This is a genomic window from Clostridium pacaense (assembly GCF_020709765.2).
GTDB lineage: Bacteria > Bacillota > Clostridia > Lachnospirales > Lachnospiraceae > Enterocloster > Enterocloster hominis.
The window spans coordinates 52,300-74,503 of the sequence record NZ_JAJFEB020000018.1 but is presented as its reverse complement, the minus strand read 5'-3'; the positions used below and the strand labels follow the sequence as shown (position 1 = coordinate 74,503).

Genomic DNA, 22,204 nt, shown 5'->3' with positions numbered 1-22,204 from the left:
AGCACATACTGCCGCGGACAGCCGTCAGTTCCCGGTTGCTTTAAGCGACAATATGACAGCGGTCCCGCCATACCGGCTGCTTTTTATGACCAGGCTCCCTTGGCACTTATCCAGAATCTGCCGGGATACGGACAATCCTCCGGACAGCCCTGCGCCGCTGTCCAGGCTCCCGTTGAGTGTGTGCTGCAGTTCCTGGAATGATATCCCGCTGCCGCTGTCAGATACCTCCAGTATTCCATATCCCTGTTCCCGCCCAAGGCTTATATAGACCTTTTCCCGGGCAGGCGTATGGACCAGGGCGTTATCCAGCACATTGGATACAGCCAGTTTCAGAAGTTCCCTGTCCCCATGGACCAGGACCGGCTCCTGGGGCTTTTTAATCCATATGACGCGCTCCCTGCCAGCCCTGCCATAGAAGTCCACGGCCCCGGACACTGCCTCTGCAAAGTCCACATTTTCCCCGTCCTGTGGGACAGCCCGGTCCAGGCAGGGCTGGACCGCCATGTTCCTGAGCCGGTTATACAGGGTACAGAGTTTAAGGCGCAGGCCCGGCCCCAGGGCGTCTGATTCCTTTAAAATGTCTTCCAGCGGCAGGCAGAAGCCATGATACAGCTCCTGTTCCAACTGGTCCTTCCACCCGTCCTTTGGCCCGGTTCCCTGGCATCCCCTGTCATGCTCCCCGTTTTTTGCCGGATTTCCCTCTTTCTCAATGGCCATGGCCATCTGCGACATCACGGTGTTGATGAAGACCATATGTCCGTCATCGATTTCCCTGCCATCCGTATACACGCCTATGACGCCCAGGCATGTATCACGGTTCCTGATTGGCAGGTATACCCACCCGGAGTCCCCATAGAATCCTGTATTGGCTCCGCAGACCGTATGGTTCATATAGCACCATTGGGCCGGGGTATCATTATCCAGCATACCCGGTTCCGGAAAATAGCTTTTTATATAATAAGGCTTTCCCAATCCGCCCGGCCCCTGGGCCACATAGACCACGCATCTCTCCCCGGCCGCCTGGTACAGGCTTTTGATGCCATAGTATACAATATTCTCCATCCCTGACAGGGTCAGGTAGCCGCTGCTGATTTCCAGAAGCGCCTCCATCCGGTTCTCATTCCTTTGCGCCAGCCTAACCTGTTCCCCCAGCCGCGAGACAAGAAGTCCTGTGATTGCGGACACAGCCATGAAGATGCCCATGGTCACCACATAGTTGGGGTCGTTGACCCGTAGGGTAAACCTGGGCTCTGTAAACAGGAAATTAAACGTCAGGATACACACCACGGTATAGGCTGTCCCCCAGACAAATTCCTGTATCTCAATCATCATCACTATCACGCTGATAAGGTAGATCATGATGATGTTCTCAGCCCTCATATGGATTCCCCAAAGCCCGGATGCCAGCAGGGTCGCAAGCCCGTATATGACCGCGGCCGCCAGCATTTTCCTCCTGAATCCTTTTACAGCCTGTCTGTCACCTGGCATACTTTTTCCATCTCCTTCCCCGTATCCCCACTCCATGCTTTAATTCCCTGCCCAGCTGCACAGCTGCAACAAATACCACATAAATCTCCAGGCGCCCCACGAACATTCCGGCGGTTTCAGTCCACAACACGACCGGAGATGCGTCATAGGAAGTAATGCCCACTGACAATCCCACGGTGCCAAGGGCGGACGCGAACTCAAACATGGAATCCCCGATATCAAACCCGCACATGCACAGCACCATGGTACCCAGCATGAATACGGAAAGGTATATTCCGATGAATTCCAGCGTATCCAGCCTGCCCTGGGCTGTAAGGAACTCCTTGCCGTTAAGCTTCTGGATGCTGTCCGAATAAACCGTCCTCTTCCTGGATATCCGGCTCCTCATACTCCAGTACAGGCTTTTAAGGGCAATCCAGACACGGATCTGTTTGATGCCTCCGGCAGTGGAACCCGTGCCTCCGCCAACCAGCATCAGCAGGGTCATTACCAGAAGCAAGGGACTGCTAAAAGCTGCAAAGCTGTCCACGGTCTGGAATCCCGTGGTCGTCAGGGCTGTCACCACCTGGAACAGGCCATCCCTGAACCCCTGTCCCACATTGCCTGAAAGGCCTGCGTAAAGCAGCAGTACTGCCATGACAGGGGTGAAGAACCCACAGATTATCAGCTGGAACCTGACCTCGCAGTAACGGAAGAAGGTCAAAAACCTTCCCCTTATGAGGTAGAGGTGGGCCAGGAAGTTAGTGCAGCCTAAGAGCATCAGCACAATTGTCACCAGTTCAATCCCAAAGCTGTCGTAATACCCGATGCTCTCCGCCTTGGTGGAAAAGCCTCCGGTAGAAAGGGCTGCTATGGAATGGTTCAGCGCATCAAACCAATCCATCCCAAAGAACATATATAAAAGCGTGCCGGAAAGGATATAGCCCATATAGATGGCTATGATCATCCTGGCAGACTTCACAAGATTCGGCAGGAGGCGGTCCGAATGGCCCTCTGCGCTGTAGAGCCGCATCCCATGTCTGTCAGACAGCACGGAAACCATCACAAGGACCAGCCCCACCCCGCCGAAAAACAGCATGACGCTTCTGTAAAGGAGGAAAATCCTGGGGCACCGGGTGACATCCACAACAGATAGCCCGGTAGTGCTCCAGCCGCTGGTGCACTCAAACACGGCCTGGGTAAAATCATATTTGCCTGTCATCATGAATGGCACCGCGCAGAAAACAATGGCCAGCACCCAGGACAGCACCACAATCAGGGCATCCTGATGTCCCGTAAGCCGCAGCGCCTCCCTTCCTTTTATCGGAAGGTACATTACATAACCTGCGAAAATGGCCACCACCCCGGGAACCGTGAAATACCGCGCCATGGAAATCTCATCCCAAAAAGCAGGCAGGGCGGCCAGCGGCAGAAGGATGATCCCGCCGATAAGCATCAGGACCACTCCCAGATACCCGGTAATAAGCAGCCGGCCTCCTATTTCATTCCTGCCAGTCCCCATCACGCCTGCTCCCTTCCCATAATCAGGTCAATCACACGGTTCTGGATGGCTGGCGTGGAAAGCACCAGCAGCTTGTCATTGGCCTGTATGCTGGTCTGCCCCTTGGGCACGATGATTTTTGACCCACGCACGATACAGCATATGATTGCATCCTCCCCCAGCTCCATGTCGCAGAGCTTCTTACCGGCCACAGGGCTGTTCTGGTTAATCATCAGCTCATTGATGACAATATTTCCCTGGTCCAGCGGAAGGCTGTTGACCAGGCTCTCCACCGTGGACATCTGTTCAATGTATCCGGCTATCATGTAGGTTGCGCTGATTGCGGTGTTTACCCCCAGGCGCTTGAAGATATCCACGCTCTTAGGGTTTCCCACAACCGCCACAGTCTTCCTGATATGGTAAATCCGTTTGGCGGTCTGACAGATTGCCAAATTGTCCGCATCGCTGGGTTTTAACGCAATCATGATGTCAAACCCGTCTATGCCTGCTTCATCCATCACATAAAGCTTGCACGGGTCGCCGTGTATGACCGGTATCCTGTGTGTCTGGCACAGATACGTGCAGTACTCCCTGTCATCGTTGATTACCACAAGCTCATGCCCTTTGCTCAGCAGCATCCTTATGAGATAATCTGCTTTTGTCTTTCCCCCTGCCACTACTATCTTCATCCAATCACTCCCTAGAATGCAATGGAACTCAGTTCCTTAAATTTCTCTATGGACAGACGGGCCGGATAAATGGCCTTGATGTTCAGCCCGCCAATCAGATGTTCCTTGTCCGTATCGTTAAGCCTTGCAAACACTTCCCCCACATCATAGATGCGCCTTGCCATCTGCGCCAGCATGCAGTTTATATTGTCATCATCCGTGGCAGCCACCACCACGGATGCATTCTCAATGCCGGCATCCTCCAGCAGGTCCGGGTCCGTAACATTTCCCACAATCTGGAAACCGCTGAAGTTAGGCGGCAGCTTGCGGAATGCATCATTGTCCATGTCTATGATGATGACATCATCCCCATGCTCTGACAGTTCGCCTGCCAGCCCGGCGCCGAAACGGCTGCACCCTGCAATGATGATTGTCTTTTTCCTGTTCCACATCCCCATCCCCTCCTTTTCATCCTTCCATGTGTGGATAGCGCCATTATATACAATGGATTTGCAGAAAGCAATTATCTTGATATCTTCTTTATACGTGTGAAGGAATCTTTATAAAAGCTTGACAGGAACAGCGCGCGCCGGCAGACGCCGCCGCAAAAGGGCTGCCGGGAAACATCTGCTTCCCGGCAGCCCTCACTCCCATGCAAGGCTGTATGTTATCTATATCTCAAGTTTACATAACTCCAAACACTTTGTAAAACACCCAGATGATGGTTCCTCCCACACATGCAATCGAGGCAACCACGCCAACCATGAAAATCGCGGCGGCCAGTTGAAGTACAATACTTGACAGTACCGGAAAATGCCGGCATGCACGGTCTATTTCCTGCTCCATCGGGCTTTTGAGTTTTAAAATCATCTTAGCAATCATTGCAGGCACCTCCTTTTGATATCTTAAGGATACTGCACATTGCCGTAAAGATTCCATGCGTCTCTCAGCCAATCACATAAATTCCGTGCAAATATTACCTGTGTTCCATGTCTCCCAGCCTGTAGGATGTCTCCTCCGCAATGATGTTAAGGACGTTCTTATCATTGGGCTTTATCATGTCCCCTCCGTCCAGTTCCACGCCGATGACCGCATATACCTTATCGTTCTTGTAGACCGGGGTATAGCGGGCCTTGGAGCCGGGAAGGGTGTCCGTGGTGGCGCCTGCCTTATGGCGGTTCTTCCTGACCCATGCCGCCACGGCCATCTCATCCGGGGATTTGAACAGGCCGGTAAGGCGGGCAGAGTCTTCGGATTCAGATGCAGGGTATATCCTCATCTGGTCCATTTTCCCGTTCCTTGTGTCATATATGACAATATTACGCTTTAAAAGGGTGCGCACCAGGCGGCCGCATATGTCCAGGATTTCCTCTCCTGTGGCCCCCTTCCTTAAGTTCCTGTTAATATCGAAAAGAATCTGCATATACCTGGACTCAGACTCTCCCCTGGCAGCCTCACGCTTCAGCTTTGCCGCCATGGAGCTGGTTACAAGGGCGCATACCAGCATGGCTGCAAATGTAAACGGGTAAATGGACGCATCCGCCTGAAAGGTCAGACGCGGATCCGTAAAAAAGTAGTTGAACAGCAGCACCGACAATACCGAGGCCAGCAGCCCGCACCAGCCGGCCCTTGTCATATATGCCACCAGCATGGTTCCCATCATGTATATCATGGCAGCGTTGATGACTCCCAGCTGATAATGATCCAGCACCAGCGACAATACGGTACAGAGCGCCATTATCGCGCCGGTCTTAAGGATATCCATCCATACCTTCCGTTTCTGGTCCGTGCTTATTTTATACCTGCGTTCCACTGCCGTTGCATCGGGGATCACATAGACATCCATATTGGGCACTGCCTTAATCAGGCGGTCTATGATGGTAGGGCGCACATATAGTGTGTGGCGTTTCCTCACGGAACGCCCTATCACTATTTTGGAAATGCCGTTCTGCCTTGCATAGGAAGCCACCTGTTCCACTATGTCATCCCCGTACAGGGTAATGACATTGGCCCTGAACTGCTTGGCCAGGCTGATATTGGCTTCCATGCTCCTGCTGATCCTGCTGTGCTCCCGTTTTAAATGCTCTGTCTCCACCAGCACCGCCGTAAAGTCCGCATGGAACGCCCCCGCCATCCTGGCCGCTGTCCGTATAACCCTTGCATTGGTGGGGGAAGGGGACAGACAGACCAGCACATGTTCATTGGTAAAATATTCCTTTCCTGCCGCATCCCGCTCCCGGATGACTTCCCGGTTCACCCGGTCCGCGGTGCGCCGCAATGCTATCTCGCGCAGGGCTGAAAGGTTCTCCACTGTAAAGAAACTGATTTTCGCCTTATCCGCCTGGTTTTTATGGTATATCTTGCCCTCCTCCAGACGCTGGCGCAGTTCTTCCGGCGCAATATCCACCAACTCCACCTGGCTGGCATTGTCAAATACGGAATCCGGGATGCGCTCACTGACACGCACATGGGTGATGGATGCAACTATATCATGAAGGCTCTCCAGATGCTGCACATTGAGCGTGGTATACACGTTTATGCCTGCATCCAGGAGTTCAATCACATCCTGATAGCGTTTCCTGTGGCGGCAGCCCTGGGCATTGGTATGGGCCAGCTCATCCACCAGGATCAGGTCCGGCCTGCGTATCAGGGCGGCATCCAGATCAAACTCCCGCAGCGTGATTCCCTTATATTCCACGTACCTGGGAGTCAGGAATTCCAGCCCGTCAAGAAGGGCCATGGTATCCGGCCTGTCGTGGGGTTCAATATACCCTGCCACCACATCCCTGCCCGCTTCTTTTTCCTGGCGCGCCGCGTCCAGCATGGTATATGTCTTGCCCACACCGGCCGCATATCCGAAGAATATCTTTAATTTTCCCTTCCCATCCGGTTCACCTTCCGGGAAATTCTGTCTGAGCAGAAGCTCCGGGTCGGGCCTGCTGTCCCATTCCTTGTCCATATGGTTCCTCCTTACCTGATTATGTATTCCCCAGGAATATCTATGTAAATCCTGCTTTTACGGCAGGTATACCCAAAGACAGCTTTAGAGCTGCCGCATCCGCGGCAACTCTCTTGGCATGTCTGGAAACATCAAAGCAGGCCATCCAGGGCAAGATTTACCTTCAGCACATTCACCCTTGGTTCTCCCATGATTCCTAAAAACTTTCCTGTGGTATACTTTTGGATGACGGACTCCACCTCTTCCACGGACATCCCCCTTGCGCTGGCAATCCGCTCAGCCTGGTACCCGGCTGCTGCCGGTGAAATCTCAGGGTCAAGTCCGCTGCCTGAACAGGTAACCAGATCCACGGGAATGGGTTCATCCCCCTTTTCAGGATGGGCCTCCCTGATTTTCTCCACGCGCTCAGCCACCATGGCCTCCAGTTCCTCACCTGCCGGTGTCTTGTTGGATGCCCATGAATACATCAGCGGCTCTCCATTTTCATCGGTAAATGTAGATGTGTCCACATTCATGATCCTGCCCCACAGATACTGGCTGCCTGTAAATTCCTGGGCCAGCAGGGCGCTTCCGTATTTCCTGCCGTCATTGCCTGTTATGATGGAGCCTTCGGCCTTATTGCCAAATGCCACATTGGCTGCCGCGGTAATGACCGCCGGGTATATGATGCTTGTAATCACCATCATGATTAGGAAAAATCCTATCATTTTAGGTAAGACTGATTTTATTGTTTTCATAGCTATCCTCTCCTCATTATGAGCACTTTTATGTTACTTACCCGGATACACTCTGCTGCTGCATTGCGCAGTACTAGCCGACTAATCCCGAAGCCGTGATCAGCACATCAATCATCTTAATGGCAATGAACGGTATGACGATTCCTCCAAGTCCATATACCAGAAGGTTTCCGCGGAGCATCTGCGCCGCCGACACCTCCCTGTAGCGGACGCCCTTAAGGGCCAGTGGGATCAGGGCCACGATAATCAGGGCATTGTATATGATGGCTGAGAATACCGCGCTGTCAGCGCTGTGAAGCCCCATGATGTTGAGCGCCCCCAGTCCGGGATAAAGTCCCATGAACAGCGCGGGGATGATGGCAAAATACTTGGCAACATCATTGGCAATGCTGAACGTGGTCAGGGACCCCCTTGTCATCAGCAGCTGTTTCCCAATCTTTACAATCTCAATCAGCTTGGTCGGTGAGGAATCCAGGTCTACCATATTGCCAGCCTCCTTGGCTGCCTGGGTGCCTGTATTCATGGCCACCGCCACGTCTGCCTGTGCCAGGGCCGGCGCGTCATTGGTACCGTCGCCTGTCATGGCTACCAGATGTCCCTTGGACTGGTAATCACGTATCATTTCCAGTTTTGCCTCAGGGGTGGCCTCTGCCAGGAAGTCATCCACACCTGCCTCAGCCGCAATGGAGGCGGCCGTCAGGGGGTTATCGCCTGTAATCATGATGGTCCTGATACCCATCTTGCGCAGGTCAGCGAATTTCTCCTTTACGCCCTGCTTAACAATATCCTTTAGTTCAACCACACCCATGACCCGGCCATTCCTGGCAACCACCAGCGGTGTGCCGCCCTGGTTGGCAATCCTGGTCACGGTCTGTGTACACTCATTGCTAAAACTTCCGCCATGTTCCTCCACGTACCGTTTCACGGCATCGGCAGCGCCCTTCCTGATCTCATTTCCATTATAATCAATGCCGCTCATCCTGGTCTTGGCCGTAAAGGGTACGAATCTGGCATGGAGTTCTTCCATGTTCCTTCCCCTGATCCCAAACCGTTCCTTTGCCAGGATTACGATGCTTCGGCCCTCAGGTGTCTCATCTGCCAGGGATGACAGCTGCGCAGCGTCTGCCAGGTCCTTCCCGTCATTGCCGTCAACCGGGATGAATGCATCCGCCTGCCTGTTTCCCAATGTAATGGTACCTGTCTTATCCAGAAGCAGCGTATCCACATCGCCCGCGGCCTCAATCGCACGGCCGCTCATGGCCAGTACATTGGCCTGGTTCAGACGGCTCATGCCCGCAATGCCGATGGCGGAAAGCAGGGCGCCGATGGTGGTGGGGGCCAGACAGATTAACAGGGCCACCAGGTTTGTCACGGATGTGGGATCCGCCATGCCAGCCTCCCTGGATGAAAACAGGGAGTAGGAATACAGGGACATGGTAACCAGCATGAATATAATGGACAATGCCACCAGGAAAATCTGGAGCGCCAGTTCATTGGGGGTCTTTTTACGGGAAGCGCCTTCTACCATGGCAATCATCTTATCCATGAAGCCCTCGCCCGGATTGCTGCTTACCTCCACCACAATCCAGTCCGATATGACAGTTGTACCGCCTGTCACCGCGCTTCTGTCGCCTCCGCTTTCACGGATTACAGGGGCGGATTCACCGGTAATCGCGCTCTCATCCACCGAGGCCGCGCCTTCTATCACATCGCCGTCCGCCGGAATCTGCTCACCGGCCTTTATATATACAATATCACCTTTTTTCAGTTCTGTGGATTTAACCTGTGTGATTTTATCTTTCTGGCCAGCGGATGGTATCCTGGACGCCATTGTGTCCCTTCTGCCCGCCCTCAGCGCATCTGCCTGGGCCTTGCCCCTGCCCTCTGCGATTGCCTCGGCAAAGTTGCCGAACAGTACGGTGAACCAGAGGATGACTGATATGGCAAGTATGTACCCGGGCTTTGCATCCCTTACGCCAGCCAGTGCAAAGATGAACATGACCAGGGTCAGTATGGCTGACACAAATACCATGAACATGACCGGGTTCCTGACCTGGGTCCTTGGATTCAGCTTTATGAAGGAATCCTTTATGGCCCGGCCTACTATCTTTCTATCGGAAAATATATTCTTTTTACGTTCACTCATGTCTCATTGACCTCCCTAAGCTATCATCTGGAAGAACTCAGCAACCGGTCCCAGTGACAATGCCGGGAAAAAGCTGAGAGCGCCTACTAACAGCACAACAAATATCAGTAAGGATATAAACATGGCATTGTGCGTGGGAAGGGTGCCGGAGCTTACCGCTACCTTCTTCTTGCCCACCAGGCTGCCTGCGATAGCCAGTGTCGCGAACATTGGCAGGAATCTTACAAAAAGCATGACCAGTCCAATGCTCACATTTAGGAATGGGGTATTTGCATTGAATCCTGCAAACGCCGAACCATTATTGCCGCCTGCGGATGAATATGCGTACAGCATCTCGGACAGTCCATGGGCGCCCGGGTTATTCAGGCTGTCATGGGTGGAAGGAAGCAGGGCTGCAATCCCGCTGCCCACCAGGATGGCAATGGGGGTTGCCAGACATACAAGGACTGCCATCTTCATTTCAAAAGGCTCTATCTTCTTACACAGGTACTCCGGCGTACGGCCCACCATCAATCCTGCTATGAACACGGTCATGATGGCAAATCCGATCATGCCGTACAGCCCGCAGCCCGTTCCTCCGAATACCACCTCGCCCAGCTGCATCAGAAGCATCGGGACAAGTCCGCCAAGGGGCGTGTAGCTGTCATGCATGGAGTTGACGGAACCATTGGAAGCAGCCGTTGTAAAGGTTGCCCAGGTAGCAGAAGTGGCGATGCCGAACCTTGTCTCCTTGCCTTCCATGTTGCCTCCTGCCTGTCCTTCGGTCCCCATGTATACGGAGCCGTCCTGGGCCAGCTGGGGCGTGCCCGCCTGCTCATTATAGCCCACAATCACAAGGGCCACCGCCAGCATGATGAACATGGCAAGGAAGATGGCGATTCCCTGGCGCTTATCCTTTACATTGCGTCCAAAGGTGAAGCAGAGTCCTGCAGGAATCAGCAGCAGGGAAATCATTTCAAACAAATTGGAAAGGGGGGTGGGGTTCTCAAACGGATGGGCCGAGTTATTGCCCCAGAACCCGCCTCCGTTGGTCCCCAGCTGCTTGATGGCAATCTGGCTTGCGCCAGGACCCAAGGGAACCACTGCCTTGGTCACTTCTGTTGTGGTGCCGTCTTCATTTTCCACCACCACCGGCTCCAGCAGCTGTACTTCATCATACTGTTTAAACGTCTGGGGCACTCCCTGTGATGCAATGACAAGGGATACAGCCATTGACAGAGGAATCAGTATGTAAAGGACCGTCTTTGTCATATCCGCATAAAAGTTTCCGATACCTGTTTTCTTTACCCTCACAAATCCCCTGATCAGGGCAAACAGGACCGCAATCCCGATTGCGGCTGACACGAAGTTCTGGAAATTCAGTCCCAGCATCTGGCTGAAATAGCTCAGTGTGGATTCTCCTGAATAAGCCTGCCAGTTGGTATTGGTGGTAAAGCTTGCTGCCGTGTTAAAGCCCAGGTGCCAGCTCGTGCCCCCAATCCCTTCCGGATTCAGCGGAAGGAACTTCTGGAAACAGAGGATGGCCCACAGGACAAACAGGCTCAGCACACTAAAAACCGCTGCACAGACCGAATACTTCTTCCAGTCCATATCCTCATCCGGGTCTATTTTAAGCACCCTGTAAATCACGCGCTCAACCGGCTGCAATACGCCTGAGAGGAAAACATGTTCCCCATTCATAACCTTACCCATATAGCGTCCAAGGGGTATTGCCAGCAGTACAAGTATTACACAATACACAACCATCTGTACCGTTACATTCATCATTGTTTATCACCTCTCAATAGTATAATGACCAGATAGGCCAACAGGAAAACTGCGGTTACACCTATGATACCTAACAGTACTGACATCGATTTTTCCTCCTCGTTTTAAGATAGGGGTATGGTATCACACGTGGGAATAAAGATTCCATACCATAGCCGGGTCCTTTTTATAAAGAATCTATAAATACGCCAAGGGATATCCCGGTCTTAATGATAACTTAATGCCGTACCGGAAACTGCATATGGAATCTTTAAGCCTTCGGTACTAGACTGAAGGTATCTCAAAGGAGGTGACCATATATGATGAAAGAGATAAAAAAGGACCTGGCCTGTTTGGGTATAATGACCGTGGTTTCCGCGTTAGCAATAGGGTTAAGGTTTCTTATATGGATGTCTTAGAATAGATTGGTAGATGGATTTGATGTGAAATGGATTTGATGTGTAAGTAGCTTTAATGTGTAAGTAGATTTAATATGTAAGTAGCTTTAATATGTAAGTATGTTTAATGTATAAGTATGTTTGAGGCGGAGGCCATACAGTTGTAATTGATACTGCATGGCCTCCGCCTCATTTTGTCCTGATTTTGTTCTAATTTATTCCTGCTTTAGTTCTAAATTTATTCCTAATCTATCCCTATCGTCCTTGTTTATCCCTTATTTATCCCTAATTTAGTCCCGAATCAGACCTTACCTCCCTCCCCCCTTATATCCAGCCCAATCTGCCTTAATCCTCGTTCCCCACCGTGCAGTCCGGTCCGCCAGCGGAATATGGCTATTCATCCGCAAACCTGTACCCCACGCCGATTTCCGTCCTGATAAACCTGGAATGTGCGGTCTGGTCCCCTATCTTTTTCCTGACATTGGCCATGAATACCCGGAGTCTTCTGTAGTCCCCGGTGTCATCATTTCCCCAGATTTCCTGCTGGATGTAACTGTTTGTCAGGACCTTTCCCTTATTTGTCACCATAAGGATCAGGATCTTATATTCCACCGGTGTCAAATGGACCTGTTTCCCATGGACATAAACCTTTCTCTTTTCAAAATCAATCTCCAGGTAATCCATGCGGAATGTATCATCCTTCACCGGTCTTTGGTCCTCCCTGTGCCTCAGGGCGGCCCTGATACGCGCCATAAGTTCCTCTGCATGGCAGGACTTTGCCACATAATCATCAGCCCCGCAGTCCAAAGCCTCCACCATGACGGCTTCTTCTGTTTTGGATGTCACAATAATGACCGGGGTCCCGGATTCCTGCCGGATCATCTTCAGCACATCCATTCCATCCATGTCAGGAAGGACCAGGTCAAGCAGTACGATATCCGGATGCCCTGCATAGAAAAATGACAGGCCTCCCAGACCGTTCTCAGCCTGGTGGAACCGGTAATTCTCCGTATCTGACGTATTTTCAATAAGCTTCTGCATGATTTCATCATTATGGATTATAAGAACCGTGTATTGAGTCATATTCCTTCCACCTCCTGGATGCCTCTTTCCTTCCCGGAATACCTGCTGTCCCCAGATTCCGGCCATCCGGGTTTCCGGTCTGGCCCCTCCAGACTTGCCCTAGCCAGCCTTGTCCCAGTTAGCCTGTTTCTATAAAATACCAGAACTGTACGTTAAAAAGCCATATGCCATTTTTCCTATGATATAAATATCCTGTGAATACTTTTTTACAACACAAAAAAGCTGGCCCCCGGACTGATCTGACAAAATCACATCATTCCGGAGCCAGCTTCTGCTTTATTATATTTGATTTGATACGGTCATCCTTAATCAATTCCCACAAACTTGGTCTGGTTCATCAGCGGATGCCTCAGATGTATGGCCCCCTTAACCGGACAGGCCATGACGCAGGAGCCGCAGTAATAGCACTCCCCCGGATACATCACCACGGGATGCTTCCCCTTTTCCGATGAAGGAATCATGATATCCACCTGGCACACGGATGCACACTGGTTACAGCCAATACAAAGCTTATCATCAAAGGACAGGGGCTTCACGCTGCATGACACCGGTTCTGCCTGAAATTCAATTTTCTTCATACAACCCAGCCTCCTCCTTTATATAGTCCTGGTTGCAGGCTTCATACCCGGCCTTCACATCCCCGTAATACCGCTTTGGCACCCTTCTGCTGCGGATTTCCCCGTCCTCCTGGTAAATGGTGATGAAGCACTGGTCTTCTTCCGGATCCGTCTGCGGATAATCGCTGCGCTCAAAGCAAAGAGGCACGGAGCTGGATCTGCGCAGCAGGCAGGAGTTGATGATCAGCTTACATACCTCTAAGATATCCATTACCTCATGGGCACGCATCAATTCATGGGGGTTGGAGCATGAGAGGGCGGGTACATATTCCCTTTCATAGCTTTCCAGCAGTTCCAGTCCCTGGGTCAGCAGCATGTCATTCTTCACGCCTCCGCAGTAATTCTGCATGGCCTTGGAGACCGCCTTGTTAAGCTCCCTCCAGTCCATTCCGTCCTCCACAAAAAGCGGGGCATAAAGCCGTTCCTTCTCCCGCTCCACATCCGCCCGGTCCGGCGCTGCCGGTTCAAGCCCATGGCAGGCCGCTGCCGCCTTCCGCCCCGCGTAATACCCGGTTGCAGCTGCAAATCCGCAGCAGTCCGATGCGTACAGCTGGTCTCCGGCAGCATAAAGCCCATCAATGTTGGTCTTTAAATCCCAGTCATGGAAAATGCCTCCGGGCGCGCCGAACAGCTGGCGCTCCTGTGCCAGGAAGGCAGCTGACTGCCAGCCCGTCCCATAGGACTGGAGACGGTGTTTTGCAGGGTCAAACCCACGCTCTGTAAAATTCTCCAGGACCGGAATCTTAGTCTTGCCTTCCTCACCCACCATCATGCCCCAGATGACCCGGCGCTCTTCGTCCGGCATCCTGCTTAAATCCGCATAGAACGGCAGCTGGTATCCGCGCCTCATCAGTTCCTCAAATTCCAGTGTCTCAGGCCCGCGGTACTCATACTTGGGATTGTCAATCACCCCGCCCTTCAGGAAAAACTTCTGTCCTTTGGCCGGATAATACCGTTCTTTTACGGTCTTAAGCTCATTCCCATCCCGGTCCACATACGGGATTTCCCGGCCCCTGGCATCCACCATGGTGGCCGCATACCAGGTATTATGGTTATTCCCCGTGCTGTAGGGCGGAAAGCTTCTGCCTGCGGCTGAAAACTCCCCACGCACGGATTTCTCCATCATGGTAAACTCAACCCCTGCCCGGTAGCCCATGGCGTGGCCGCTGCCAATGCTCTGGGTTGGACGGAATTCGCTTAAACCTACCTGATCTGAATCAAAGAGCCAGATTCTGGCCGGCCTTGACATGGCAAGGACCGTTGTCCTGGAGCTGAACACCAGGAACTTCCCCGTATGTACGTCCATACCCATGGCGCCGATGCAGCGCCTGCTGCCATTTTCCTGTTTTACCAGCAATGCCGTTGCCTCGGTCCTGTCATGGATTTCCACGCCCAGGCGTCTTAACTCCTTATAAAGAGCCGGTTTAAAGGTGCTTCCCCAGACGCGGATTGTAAATTTATTCTCATAGTCATAGGCAAACATCAGCCCGGTCTTCCCATCCCGGAAATCCGCCCCCGCGAATTCACCCTGGGTATCCCTGATCTTGCCCCCAAAGGATTCCATATCCTTAAGCCTGTGCCAGCCCTCCTGACATTCAATGTAGTGGGCAATCCCATTGCTGTATCCATCCTGCTCATCTATGTAGGCATTGGCAATCTCCTCTGCCGTTACTTTGGAGCAGGGGTTGGTGCAGGCTGACTCCCAGTGGTCAAAACCGCTTCCCGCTGCGCCGCTGCGGACCGTGGCTCCTTTTTCTACTAATATTACCTTTTTTCCCTTCCGGGCCGCTGCAATGGCTGCATAACAGCCCGCCATACCGCCCCCCAGGACAAGGACGTCACCTGATATCTGCTCCTCCTGGTCCATTTCGTTGGGATAAGGCCATTTCATATCTGACATATTACCTCTTTTCTGTGTTCAAACACGCCCTGATATACAATCTATCGTATGACTTAATTCTTTCCTTTCCGGTCAGCCATGCTGAATAGGATCAGGAATACGGCTGAAACCGTATATGCGATTAAAAGTGAAAGGTCTGTGTTCATTTTCCCATATAAAGGTCCTGGTATGCCGAACAGGAAGGACACTACCCCCACGATGCCGCCCGCAATGGCTGCCGCAAACGCCCCCCTTCTTGTGGCCCCCTTCCATACCAGTCCGCCCAGCAACGGAATCAGCAGGCTGCCCATATACGGATAATTGAAAATAATCATGGCGTCCAATATGTCCGTCATATGGAAGGCAAAGAAAATACCTGCCAGGCTGCCCAGGAACACCGTTACCTGGGAGATCAGCTTTGACTTTGGAAGCTTGTCCAGGTCGTCCACCTCCGGATGAAGGAACTTATTATAAAAGTCCCTTGCAAAGGACGCGCCCATGGACAGGATCACACAGTTGGCGCTGGACATGGCTGCCGCCAGTATGGCCGCAATCACGATGCCTGCCAGCACAGGAGGCAGGACGCCGGTGGCCGCTATGGTGAAAATGCCGTCTGTCACGCCCGGGAAAAGGCTCCTTGCCGCCACGCCGATGGTGGAACAGAACGCGCCTATGATGATGACCAGGATACCGCCTATGATACAGCCAATCCTTGCTGTCTTTGCGTCTTTGGATGACTGTATGCGCGAGTAGGCGTCATAGGACACGGATATGGACAGCAGGAACGGCAGTACCAGGTATATGAACCTTGAACCCATTCCTGCCGGAATGAACGGCGTTGCAAAAATCTCCCCAATGCTTCCCCCGGCCCCCACATAACGGATTAGGATTGCAACTGCCAGGATTGGCACACCCACTGCAATGATGGCTGTCTGGGCCACATCGGTCAGCACAACGCCCCACATGCCGCCCACGGTACAGTAGATAAGGATTACCACTGCCGTAATCACAACCCCGGTCTTAAACGGGATGCCGAAACCAGCCAGGATACCGCCGGACGCCAGCAGCTGCGCAATGAAAATACCCAGAAGGCTGGGCACATTGCTAATCCAGGCCCAAAGCCGGATTGCCTTGCTCTCCCCATAGCGCTGTGCAAAATAATCCAGGGGCACATAGCCTTCCTGCTCCCTGAGTTTCTTTGTTGTTACAAGTCCCGCTATGATCAGACCTCCGCCGCATCCAAATGCATAATACATACCCGGCCATACGCCCAGGTCATAGCCATTGGTGGCGCTGCTGAGCACGATACCCACCCCGATCTGTACTGCTGCCAGCGTAATGGCGGTCATGGTCACGTTCAGTTTCCTTCCCGCCACCAGATAATCAGAAGTTGCCTTATTCCTTCTTGCAGCGATTATCCCTATCAGGATCATTGCTGCAAAGTAAATGACACAAACCACTACAACTATTTTTTCCTTTTCCATACCATGATTCCTTTCTTTTTCACTTTAAACCATTAAAGCCCATGTGTATTTTACCATCAAAGGTATTATTTGGCAATATGCATTTTGCAAAATGTCAAATAAATATAGATGGTTCTTCTTTATCATTGCATTCTGACAATTCCCTGTGATAAAATGATAGCTATCCCCATCTAATATGAAAGGCAGCTGACCATGGATTTAAAAAAGACCCTGTCCGAACAGATATATGAGATATTGAGAAATGATATAGTAACCCAGGCCATTCCCTGCGGTTCCAAGCTGACCCTGAAGATACTCCAGGAACGCTTTCACGTAAGTTCCACCCCCATCAGGGAAGCCCTGACCCGCCTGGCTGAAGAACAGCTTGCCTCCTATTATTCCAACATAGGCGTGTCCGTTGTCAGCCTGGATGAAACAGATGTAAAGGAAATCTACCAGTTCATGGGCGACCTTGACAGCCTGGCGGTAAGCTATGCCTCCCGCTGTCCGGACCAGAAGCCCATCCTCAGTGAACTGCGTGAAAACCTTTCCCGGATGGATGCCTGTGACCTGGCCTCCCCCAGCTGGCAGGACTACTCAGACCGTTTCCACCTGATTTTCTATGACTACTGTGAGAACAGCCGCCTGGTCCATTCCGCCCAGCGCATGCGCAGCCAGATGTCCATCCTGGCCTACCAGTATGAAAAACAGGCCCCGAAGCAGGACCTGATTTTAAAAGAACACCATATGATTTTCAGCCTGTATGAAACAGGACAGTATGAGGGGGCCGTGGCTATGATGAAAGAGCATCTGAGCCATTCCCTGGAATTTGCCATGGAGATTGCCCGGAAGCAGCCTGGGCGTGTTTGAAAATTCATTCCCGCCATCTGCCGCGCGCCTCCGCCCCACAGAAACCATCTGTTATCTTATTCTTTCCCAACTACTTTATATGTCTCCTCCACAATCCGCTCCATGGCATTCAGGATATTCTCATACCCCGTGCACCTGCAGAGGTGGCCGGATATCAGCTTCTTCAGCTCTTCCCTGTCATACTTCTTCCCGGTGCCCACGATTTCCACCGCGGACATGATCAGACCCGGGGTACAGAATCCGCACTGGACAGCTGCTTCCTCTATAAACGCCTTCTGGATGGGACTCAGCTCGCCGTTTGGCCCTTTTAATCCTTCCACGGTCATGACATTCCTGCCGTCCGCCCACATGGCCAGATAGATGCAGGAATCCACGGCCTCGCCGTCCACCAGCACGGTGCAGGCGCCGCATTCCCCGACCTCGCAGCCCTTTTTCACCGATGTATATCCAAGGTTTCTCAGGGTGTCTAACAGTGACTCCCGCTCATCCACGGAAACCTGTCTCAATTTTCCGTTTATCTTCAGATCAATCAGTCTAAGCATCTATATTACCTCCTGCCAGAAGAATGGATTCCTTGAGTCCGCGCCTTGCCAGCTCCTTAATCAGCTGGAGCCGGAACTCCCTGCTGGCCCGCCAGGACGTCCTGGGATTCACCTGGGACAGGGCGGTTTCTGCAAATAAATCATAGATGGAGGCGTCCCTGACCATCTTTCCCCGGAGCGCCGCCTCCGCCTCATAACACCGCACCGGCGTAGGCGCGGCCACGCCGTATGCCAGGCGCACATCCTCAATCACGGTTTTATCCTCAGACAGCTTAACCCTTACCGCGCAGCCAAGGGTGGCAATCTCCATGGCCTTACGCTTGCCGTACTTGATATAGCAGCCTTCCCAGCCCTCATAATCCTCCCTGGCAATCCTGAAGGCGGTACAGACTTCATTCTGTTTCCTCACGGTCCTTCCGGGGCCTGTGTAGAACTCGGTCACAGGTATCTCCCGGACGCCCTCCGGCCCCTCAAGCACCACCACTGCGTTCAGCGCGCACATGGTGGAGGCGGAATCCGCCGAGGTGGCCCCATTGCATATATTGCCGCCAATGGTGGCCGTATTCCTGACCTGGGGCCCGCCCACCTGGTCCACGGCAAGGCCCAGCATATTCAGGTGCTTCTGAATCATGGGGTGGTTGGTTATATGGGAAAACGAGGTTGCCGGCTTAATGATGATTGTCCCATCCGCATCCATTTCCACGCCTTTTAATTCCGGGATATTATGGATGGATACAAGGCCCTTTCCCGCATCCTTCCCTTCCCTGACACGTATGAGCACATCCGTGCCCCCGCTGATGACCTCTGAATCCGGGTCAGCGCTGAGGGCTGCCACCGCATCCTCAACTGATTTGGCTTCATAAAATGACTTTATATCAAACATAATGACTCTCCTTGCTATTGACTAATTCTGACCGGTCATCCCCGGCACATTTCAGATAAGCCCTTTTTCCTGGAACGCCCCGATGAGCCGCTGAGGCGTCATGGGTATGGTATCCATGGCAACCCCGGTCGCATGGAGCACGGCATTGCGCAGGGCCGGGGCCACCGGGATTGTGGGCGGCTCGCCCAGGGACTTATTTCCGTAAGGTCCGGTGGGGTCGTCTAACTGGATGAACTTCACGTTCAGGTCCGGGGTGTCCATGGCGGTTGGGATCTTATAATCCAGCAGGTTGTCATTGAGCGGCTTACCCTTATCACTGTAAATGAATTCCTCCGATAATCCGTATCCAAGCCCCATGGACATGCCTCCGTGGACCTGTGCCTCTGCCAGCTTGGGGTTCATCAGCATACCGGAATCATGCACATTGACAATCTCCTTCACCGTCACCTTGCCAAGAGGCATATCCACCTCCACATCCACAAAGCAGCAGCCCGAGGCAAATGAATTATCCCTGCACTGGTTTGTCACCTCTGCCGTGATATGCTCCGAGCGCTCCAGGGAATAGAATGCAGTGACCGCCAGGGTCGGCATGTCGATAAGCTCCTTCCCCGTTTCCTTCTCGATGACAAAATCATGGTCCACATCCAGTTCATCCACGGGCCGTCCATCCAGCATGAAGCTGGCGTAATCAAGAATCCTTGCCTTTAACGCCTCACCGCATTTTTTCACCGCCATGCCGGACACGTAAGTCTGGCGCGACGCATAGGCGCCCGTGTCGAAGGGGGCCGTATCCGTATCCTGGGTGGATACGATGTATACGTGTTCAAAGCTGATTCCCGTTGTCTGGGCCGCCATCTGGGAGAATACGGTGTCCGCTCCCTGTCCGATCTCAGTGGCTCCCAGCTGTACCTGGATGGAACCGTCCTGGTTCAATATCATCCTGGCAGAAGCAGTTTCCAGGGAAATGGGGTACACCCCTGTCTTATAGCAGAAAATCGCCATTCCGATTCCCCGTCTTACCGGCCCTGTCTGATTGGCATAGGCCCTGCGCCTTTCATCCCAACCGATATAATCAGCGCCCTTCTCCATACACTTCTTAAGGCCATAGGAGTAGAAGGTAATTCCGTTGGCAGGGTCCACGAAGCCCTCCGGCATACAGTTCTCCAGCCTGAACCTGAGCGGGTCCGCTCCAATGGCATGGCATATGTCATCGGTGAGGGCTTCTGAGAAAAATGCGGCCTGCGGAATGCCATATCCGCGCATGGCTCCCGCAGTGGCAGTGGAGGTCCATACCGTATAGCAGTCAATCTCAGCTCCCAGCCGGTCCGCATAAATATCCTTAAACACATTGCCGCAGTTGGCACAGATGGCATGGCCGTGGGACGCATAGCCCCCGTTGTTGGCATAAGCCTCCAGCTTCCTGGCAAGCATTTTCCCGTCCTTTGTCACAACCGCCTTACATGACCCGTCGATGGCATGGCGGGTCCTGGTTCCATAGATGGTTTCCTCCCGGCTGATTTCCAGTCGCACCGGACGTCCGCCCACCACAGTGGTAAGATATGCGTTCAAAGGCTCGTACAGAACATCCTGCTTGTTGCCAAAGCCCCCGCCGATATAGGGCTTAATCACCCTTATGCGCCCGGCCGGGACTCCCAGGGCCTGGGAAATCACCCGCCTTACAATATGGGGAATCTGTGTGGAGGAAGTAACCGTAATCTTCCCATTGGGTTCCACATAAGCCCAGGAAACAGGCAGTTCTATATGGCAGTGGGAAATACGGGGCGTATGGTAATCCCTTTCAATCACGGTGAGCTGGTCCTTCCCATAGGCGTCTTCTGCCGCCTTAAGGCCATCCTCAAAGGTAAAGTCCTTTGGCCCCATGGTCAGGTGGGAATGGACAATCACATTATCCTTCCTCAAATCAGGATGGAGAGGGGTGGCGCCCTCTTCCATGGCCTGTCTGACGGTCACTAGGGGGTCATATTCTTCATACTCCACCTTGATGAGCCTTGCCGCCTGCTGGCATGCAACCTCATTTTCCCCTATGATAGCAGCTATATCGTCCCCGTACAGCCTGACCCTCTGGTTTAAAAGCTTTCTGTCGGCAATATCCTGGTGGGCCTTCTCCACACTCCACGGATGTCCGGCAGTGGGGAACTGGTAATCCGGCACATCAAAGCAGGTGACGATCTTCACAACCCCAGGCACCTTAAGCGCTTCCTCCAAATCAAAGCTTTTAACCAGTCCATTGGCAATGGTGGAATGCACCACCTTGGCACACAGGCAGTCCTTTGGTTCCAAATCAGCCGTATACTTTGCTTCCCCGGTCACTTTCCCGTAAGCATCCACACGGTTTACGCTTTTACCAACTATGTTCATGACAAATCCTCCGACTCTACAACAATTTCCAGATGGCAATCAAAATAGAAAATACCGCAATCCCTTTTTTCAGCAGGTCCTGGTTAATCTTCACCGCGTTCCTGCTTCCATAAATAACCCCGATTCCGTGGAACACCAGGGCTGCCGCCATCACCGGCAGGATGGACGTTACATCGCACTGCATCATATAGCCGATGCAGGCGGGAATCCCGATGAAGACCGAGTTGAACAGCGCCACCCCCACCGCTGTCCTGATGCCGATTCCCAGCACCACCAGCAGGGGCATCACAAGGACCGGGCCGCCGGCGCCGGACAGGGCGCAGACAGCGCCTGTGACAAATCCCAGAGCCAGGGTGGCCGCCAGGTGTTCGGATATCACATAACCCTTTTTGCCATCCCCGTCCTTCTTATCCTTTCTTAGAAGGATGGAGATACCTGACAGGAGGACCACCACATAGAGGATGACTTTGACAACGGATTCCGGTATGACCAGGTTCAGCTTCACCCCCAGAATGGCGCCTGCCAGGCTTCCTATACTGAGCCGGATACCGAACGGGATATCCAGGTTCCCCGCCTTTTTATAATTCACCGAGCCAAGGGCGCCTGATACGATGAAGGCCGCAAAGCTTAAGGCCAGCCCCTCCGTCACCCCCATGGCCAGCGGCCCCGTATATACAATAGGCAGAAGAAATCCCGCCACTCCCGTAAGTCCTACAAATGCGCCCACCACCAGGTTCGTTGCCACAACAATCAGCCAGAATACCATGACCCAGTCATCCTCCTTGTTCTGTCTTTCTACTATGTTCTGTCCTTCTACTATGTCCTGTCTTTCTACTATGTTCTGTCCTTCTACTATGTCCTGTCTT

The 22,204-nt window shown here is 52.7% G+C and carries 18 protein-coding genes; 1 reads left to right on the top strand and 17 read right to left on the bottom strand.

Annotated features, from left to right (window positions below; genetic code table 11):
• Nucleotides 1-24 precede the first annotated feature (24 nt).
• The 13 genes from LK536_RS52000 to LK536_RS51940 form a co-directional block, all read right to left on the bottom strand.
• Entirely contained in the window at nucleotides 25-1,488 is a 1,464-nt protein-coding gene (locus tag LK536_RS52000) for a sensor histidine kinase (protein ID WP_120054990.1), read from the bottom strand.
• Nucleotides 1,478-2,989: a TrkH family potassium uptake protein gene (locus LK536_RS51995; protein WP_227796835.1), complete on the bottom strand. Its 1,512-nt coding sequence runs from the start codon at nucleotides 2,987-2,989 to the stop codon at nucleotides 1,478-1,480. Before LK536_RS51995 ends, LK536_RS52000 begins: the two co-directional genes overlap by 11 nt.
• On the bottom strand, nucleotides 2,989-3,657 hold the full coding sequence (locus tag LK536_RS51990; RefSeq protein ID WP_008720115.1) for a potassium channel family protein: 669 nt from the start codon (nucleotides 3,655-3,657) through the stop codon (nucleotides 2,989-2,991). Before LK536_RS51990 ends, LK536_RS51995 begins: the two co-directional genes overlap by 1 nt.
• 11 nt (nucleotides 3,658-3,668) lie before the next feature.
• Nucleotides 3,669-4,088, bottom strand: a complete 420-nt coding sequence (locus LK536_RS51985; protein ID WP_227796834.1) for a potassium channel family protein — start codon at nucleotides 4,086-4,088, stop codon at nucleotides 3,669-3,671.
• Nucleotides 4,089-4,320: 232 nt separating this feature from the next.
• Nucleotides 4,321-4,518 (bottom strand): hypothetical protein, encoded by a 198-nt coding sequence (locus tag LK536_RS51980; protein ID WP_008720117.1) that lies wholly within the window; start codon nucleotides 4,516-4,518, stop codon nucleotides 4,321-4,323.
• A gap of 94 nt (nucleotides 4,519-4,612) precedes the next feature.
• Nucleotides 4,613-6,595: a DUF4118 domain-containing protein gene (locus tag LK536_RS51975; RefSeq protein ID WP_008720118.1), complete on the bottom strand. Its 1,983-nt coding sequence runs from the start codon at nucleotides 6,593-6,595 to the stop codon at nucleotides 4,613-4,615.
• Nucleotides 6,596-6,726: 131 nt separating this feature from the next.
• Nucleotides 6,727-7,332, bottom strand: coding sequence for a potassium-transporting ATPase subunit KdpC (gene kdpC, locus LK536_RS51970; protein ID WP_227796833.1), 606 nt, complete (start codon nucleotides 7,330-7,332; stop codon nucleotides 6,727-6,729).
• 73 nt (nucleotides 7,333-7,405) lie between these two features.
• The gene (gene kdpB / locus LK536_RS51965; RefSeq protein ID WP_227796832.1) at nucleotides 7,406-9,478 is read right to left on the bottom strand and encodes a potassium-transporting ATPase subunit KdpB; all 2,073 of its coding nucleotides are present in this window, start codon (nucleotides 9,476-9,478) and stop codon (nucleotides 7,406-7,408) included.
• Nucleotides 9,479-9,493: 15 nt separating this feature from the next.
• On the bottom strand, nucleotides 9,494-11,245 hold the full coding sequence (gene kdpA / locus LK536_RS51960) for a potassium-transporting ATPase subunit KdpA (protein WP_227796831.1): 1,752 nt from the start codon (nucleotides 11,243-11,245) through the stop codon (nucleotides 9,494-9,496).
• A gap of 770 nt (nucleotides 11,246-12,015) precedes the next feature.
• Nucleotides 12,016-12,705, bottom strand: coding sequence for a response regulator transcription factor (locus LK536_RS51955; protein WP_227796830.1), 690 nt, complete (start codon nucleotides 12,703-12,705; stop codon nucleotides 12,016-12,018).
• Between the two features lie 305 nt (nucleotides 12,706-13,010).
• Nucleotides 13,011-13,283, bottom strand: a complete 273-nt coding sequence (locus tag LK536_RS51950; protein WP_227796829.1) for a 4Fe-4S dicluster domain-containing protein — start codon at nucleotides 13,281-13,283, stop codon at nucleotides 13,011-13,013.
• A complete protein-coding gene (locus tag LK536_RS51945; RefSeq protein ID WP_120054974.1) occupies nucleotides 13,270-15,222 on the bottom strand; it encodes an FAD-dependent oxidoreductase in 1,953 nt (650 codons plus the stop codon). The genes LK536_RS51950 and LK536_RS51945 overlap by 14 nt, the downstream gene beginning before the upstream one ends.
• Nucleotides 15,223-15,275: 53 nt before the next feature.
• On the bottom strand, nucleotides 15,276-16,685 hold the full coding sequence (locus LK536_RS51940) for a sodium:solute symporter family protein (protein WP_025485331.1): 1,410 nt from the start codon (nucleotides 16,683-16,685) through the stop codon (nucleotides 15,276-15,278).
• A 192-nt stretch (nucleotides 16,686-16,877) separates the two neighbouring features.
• Here LK536_RS51940 and LK536_RS51935 point away from each other — a divergent pair, with 192 nt between their 5' ends.
• A complete protein-coding gene (locus LK536_RS51935; RefSeq protein ID WP_025485329.1) occupies nucleotides 16,878-17,534 on the top strand; it encodes a GntR family transcriptional regulator in 657 nt (218 codons plus the stop codon).
• 56 nt (nucleotides 17,535-17,590) lie between these two features.
• Here the strand turns inward: LK536_RS51935 and xdhC are convergent, their stop codons facing one another.
• From xdhC to LK536_RS51915, 4 genes are read right to left on the bottom strand one after another with little or no spacing between them, the layout of a single operon-like run.
• A complete protein-coding gene (gene xdhC / locus LK536_RS51930) occupies nucleotides 17,591-18,076 on the bottom strand; it encodes a xanthine dehydrogenase subunit XdhC (protein WP_008720134.1) in 486 nt (161 codons plus the stop codon).
• Nucleotides 18,069-18,959 (bottom strand): xanthine dehydrogenase subunit XdhB, encoded by an 891-nt coding sequence (gene xdhB, locus LK536_RS51925; RefSeq protein ID WP_008720135.1) that lies wholly within the window; start codon nucleotides 18,957-18,959, stop codon nucleotides 18,069-18,071. Before xdhB ends, xdhC begins: the two co-directional genes overlap by 8 nt.
• A gap of 51 nt (nucleotides 18,960-19,010) precedes the next feature.
• Entirely contained in the window at nucleotides 19,011-21,338 is a 2,328-nt protein-coding gene (gene xdhA, locus LK536_RS51920) for a xanthine dehydrogenase subunit XdhA (protein WP_227796828.1), read from the bottom strand.
• A gap of 16 nt (nucleotides 21,339-21,354) precedes the next feature.
• A complete protein-coding gene (locus LK536_RS51915; RefSeq protein WP_227796827.1) occupies nucleotides 21,355-22,104 on the bottom strand; it encodes a sulfite exporter TauE/SafE family protein in 750 nt (249 codons plus the stop codon).
• Nucleotides 22,105-22,204 lie beyond the last annotated feature (100 nt).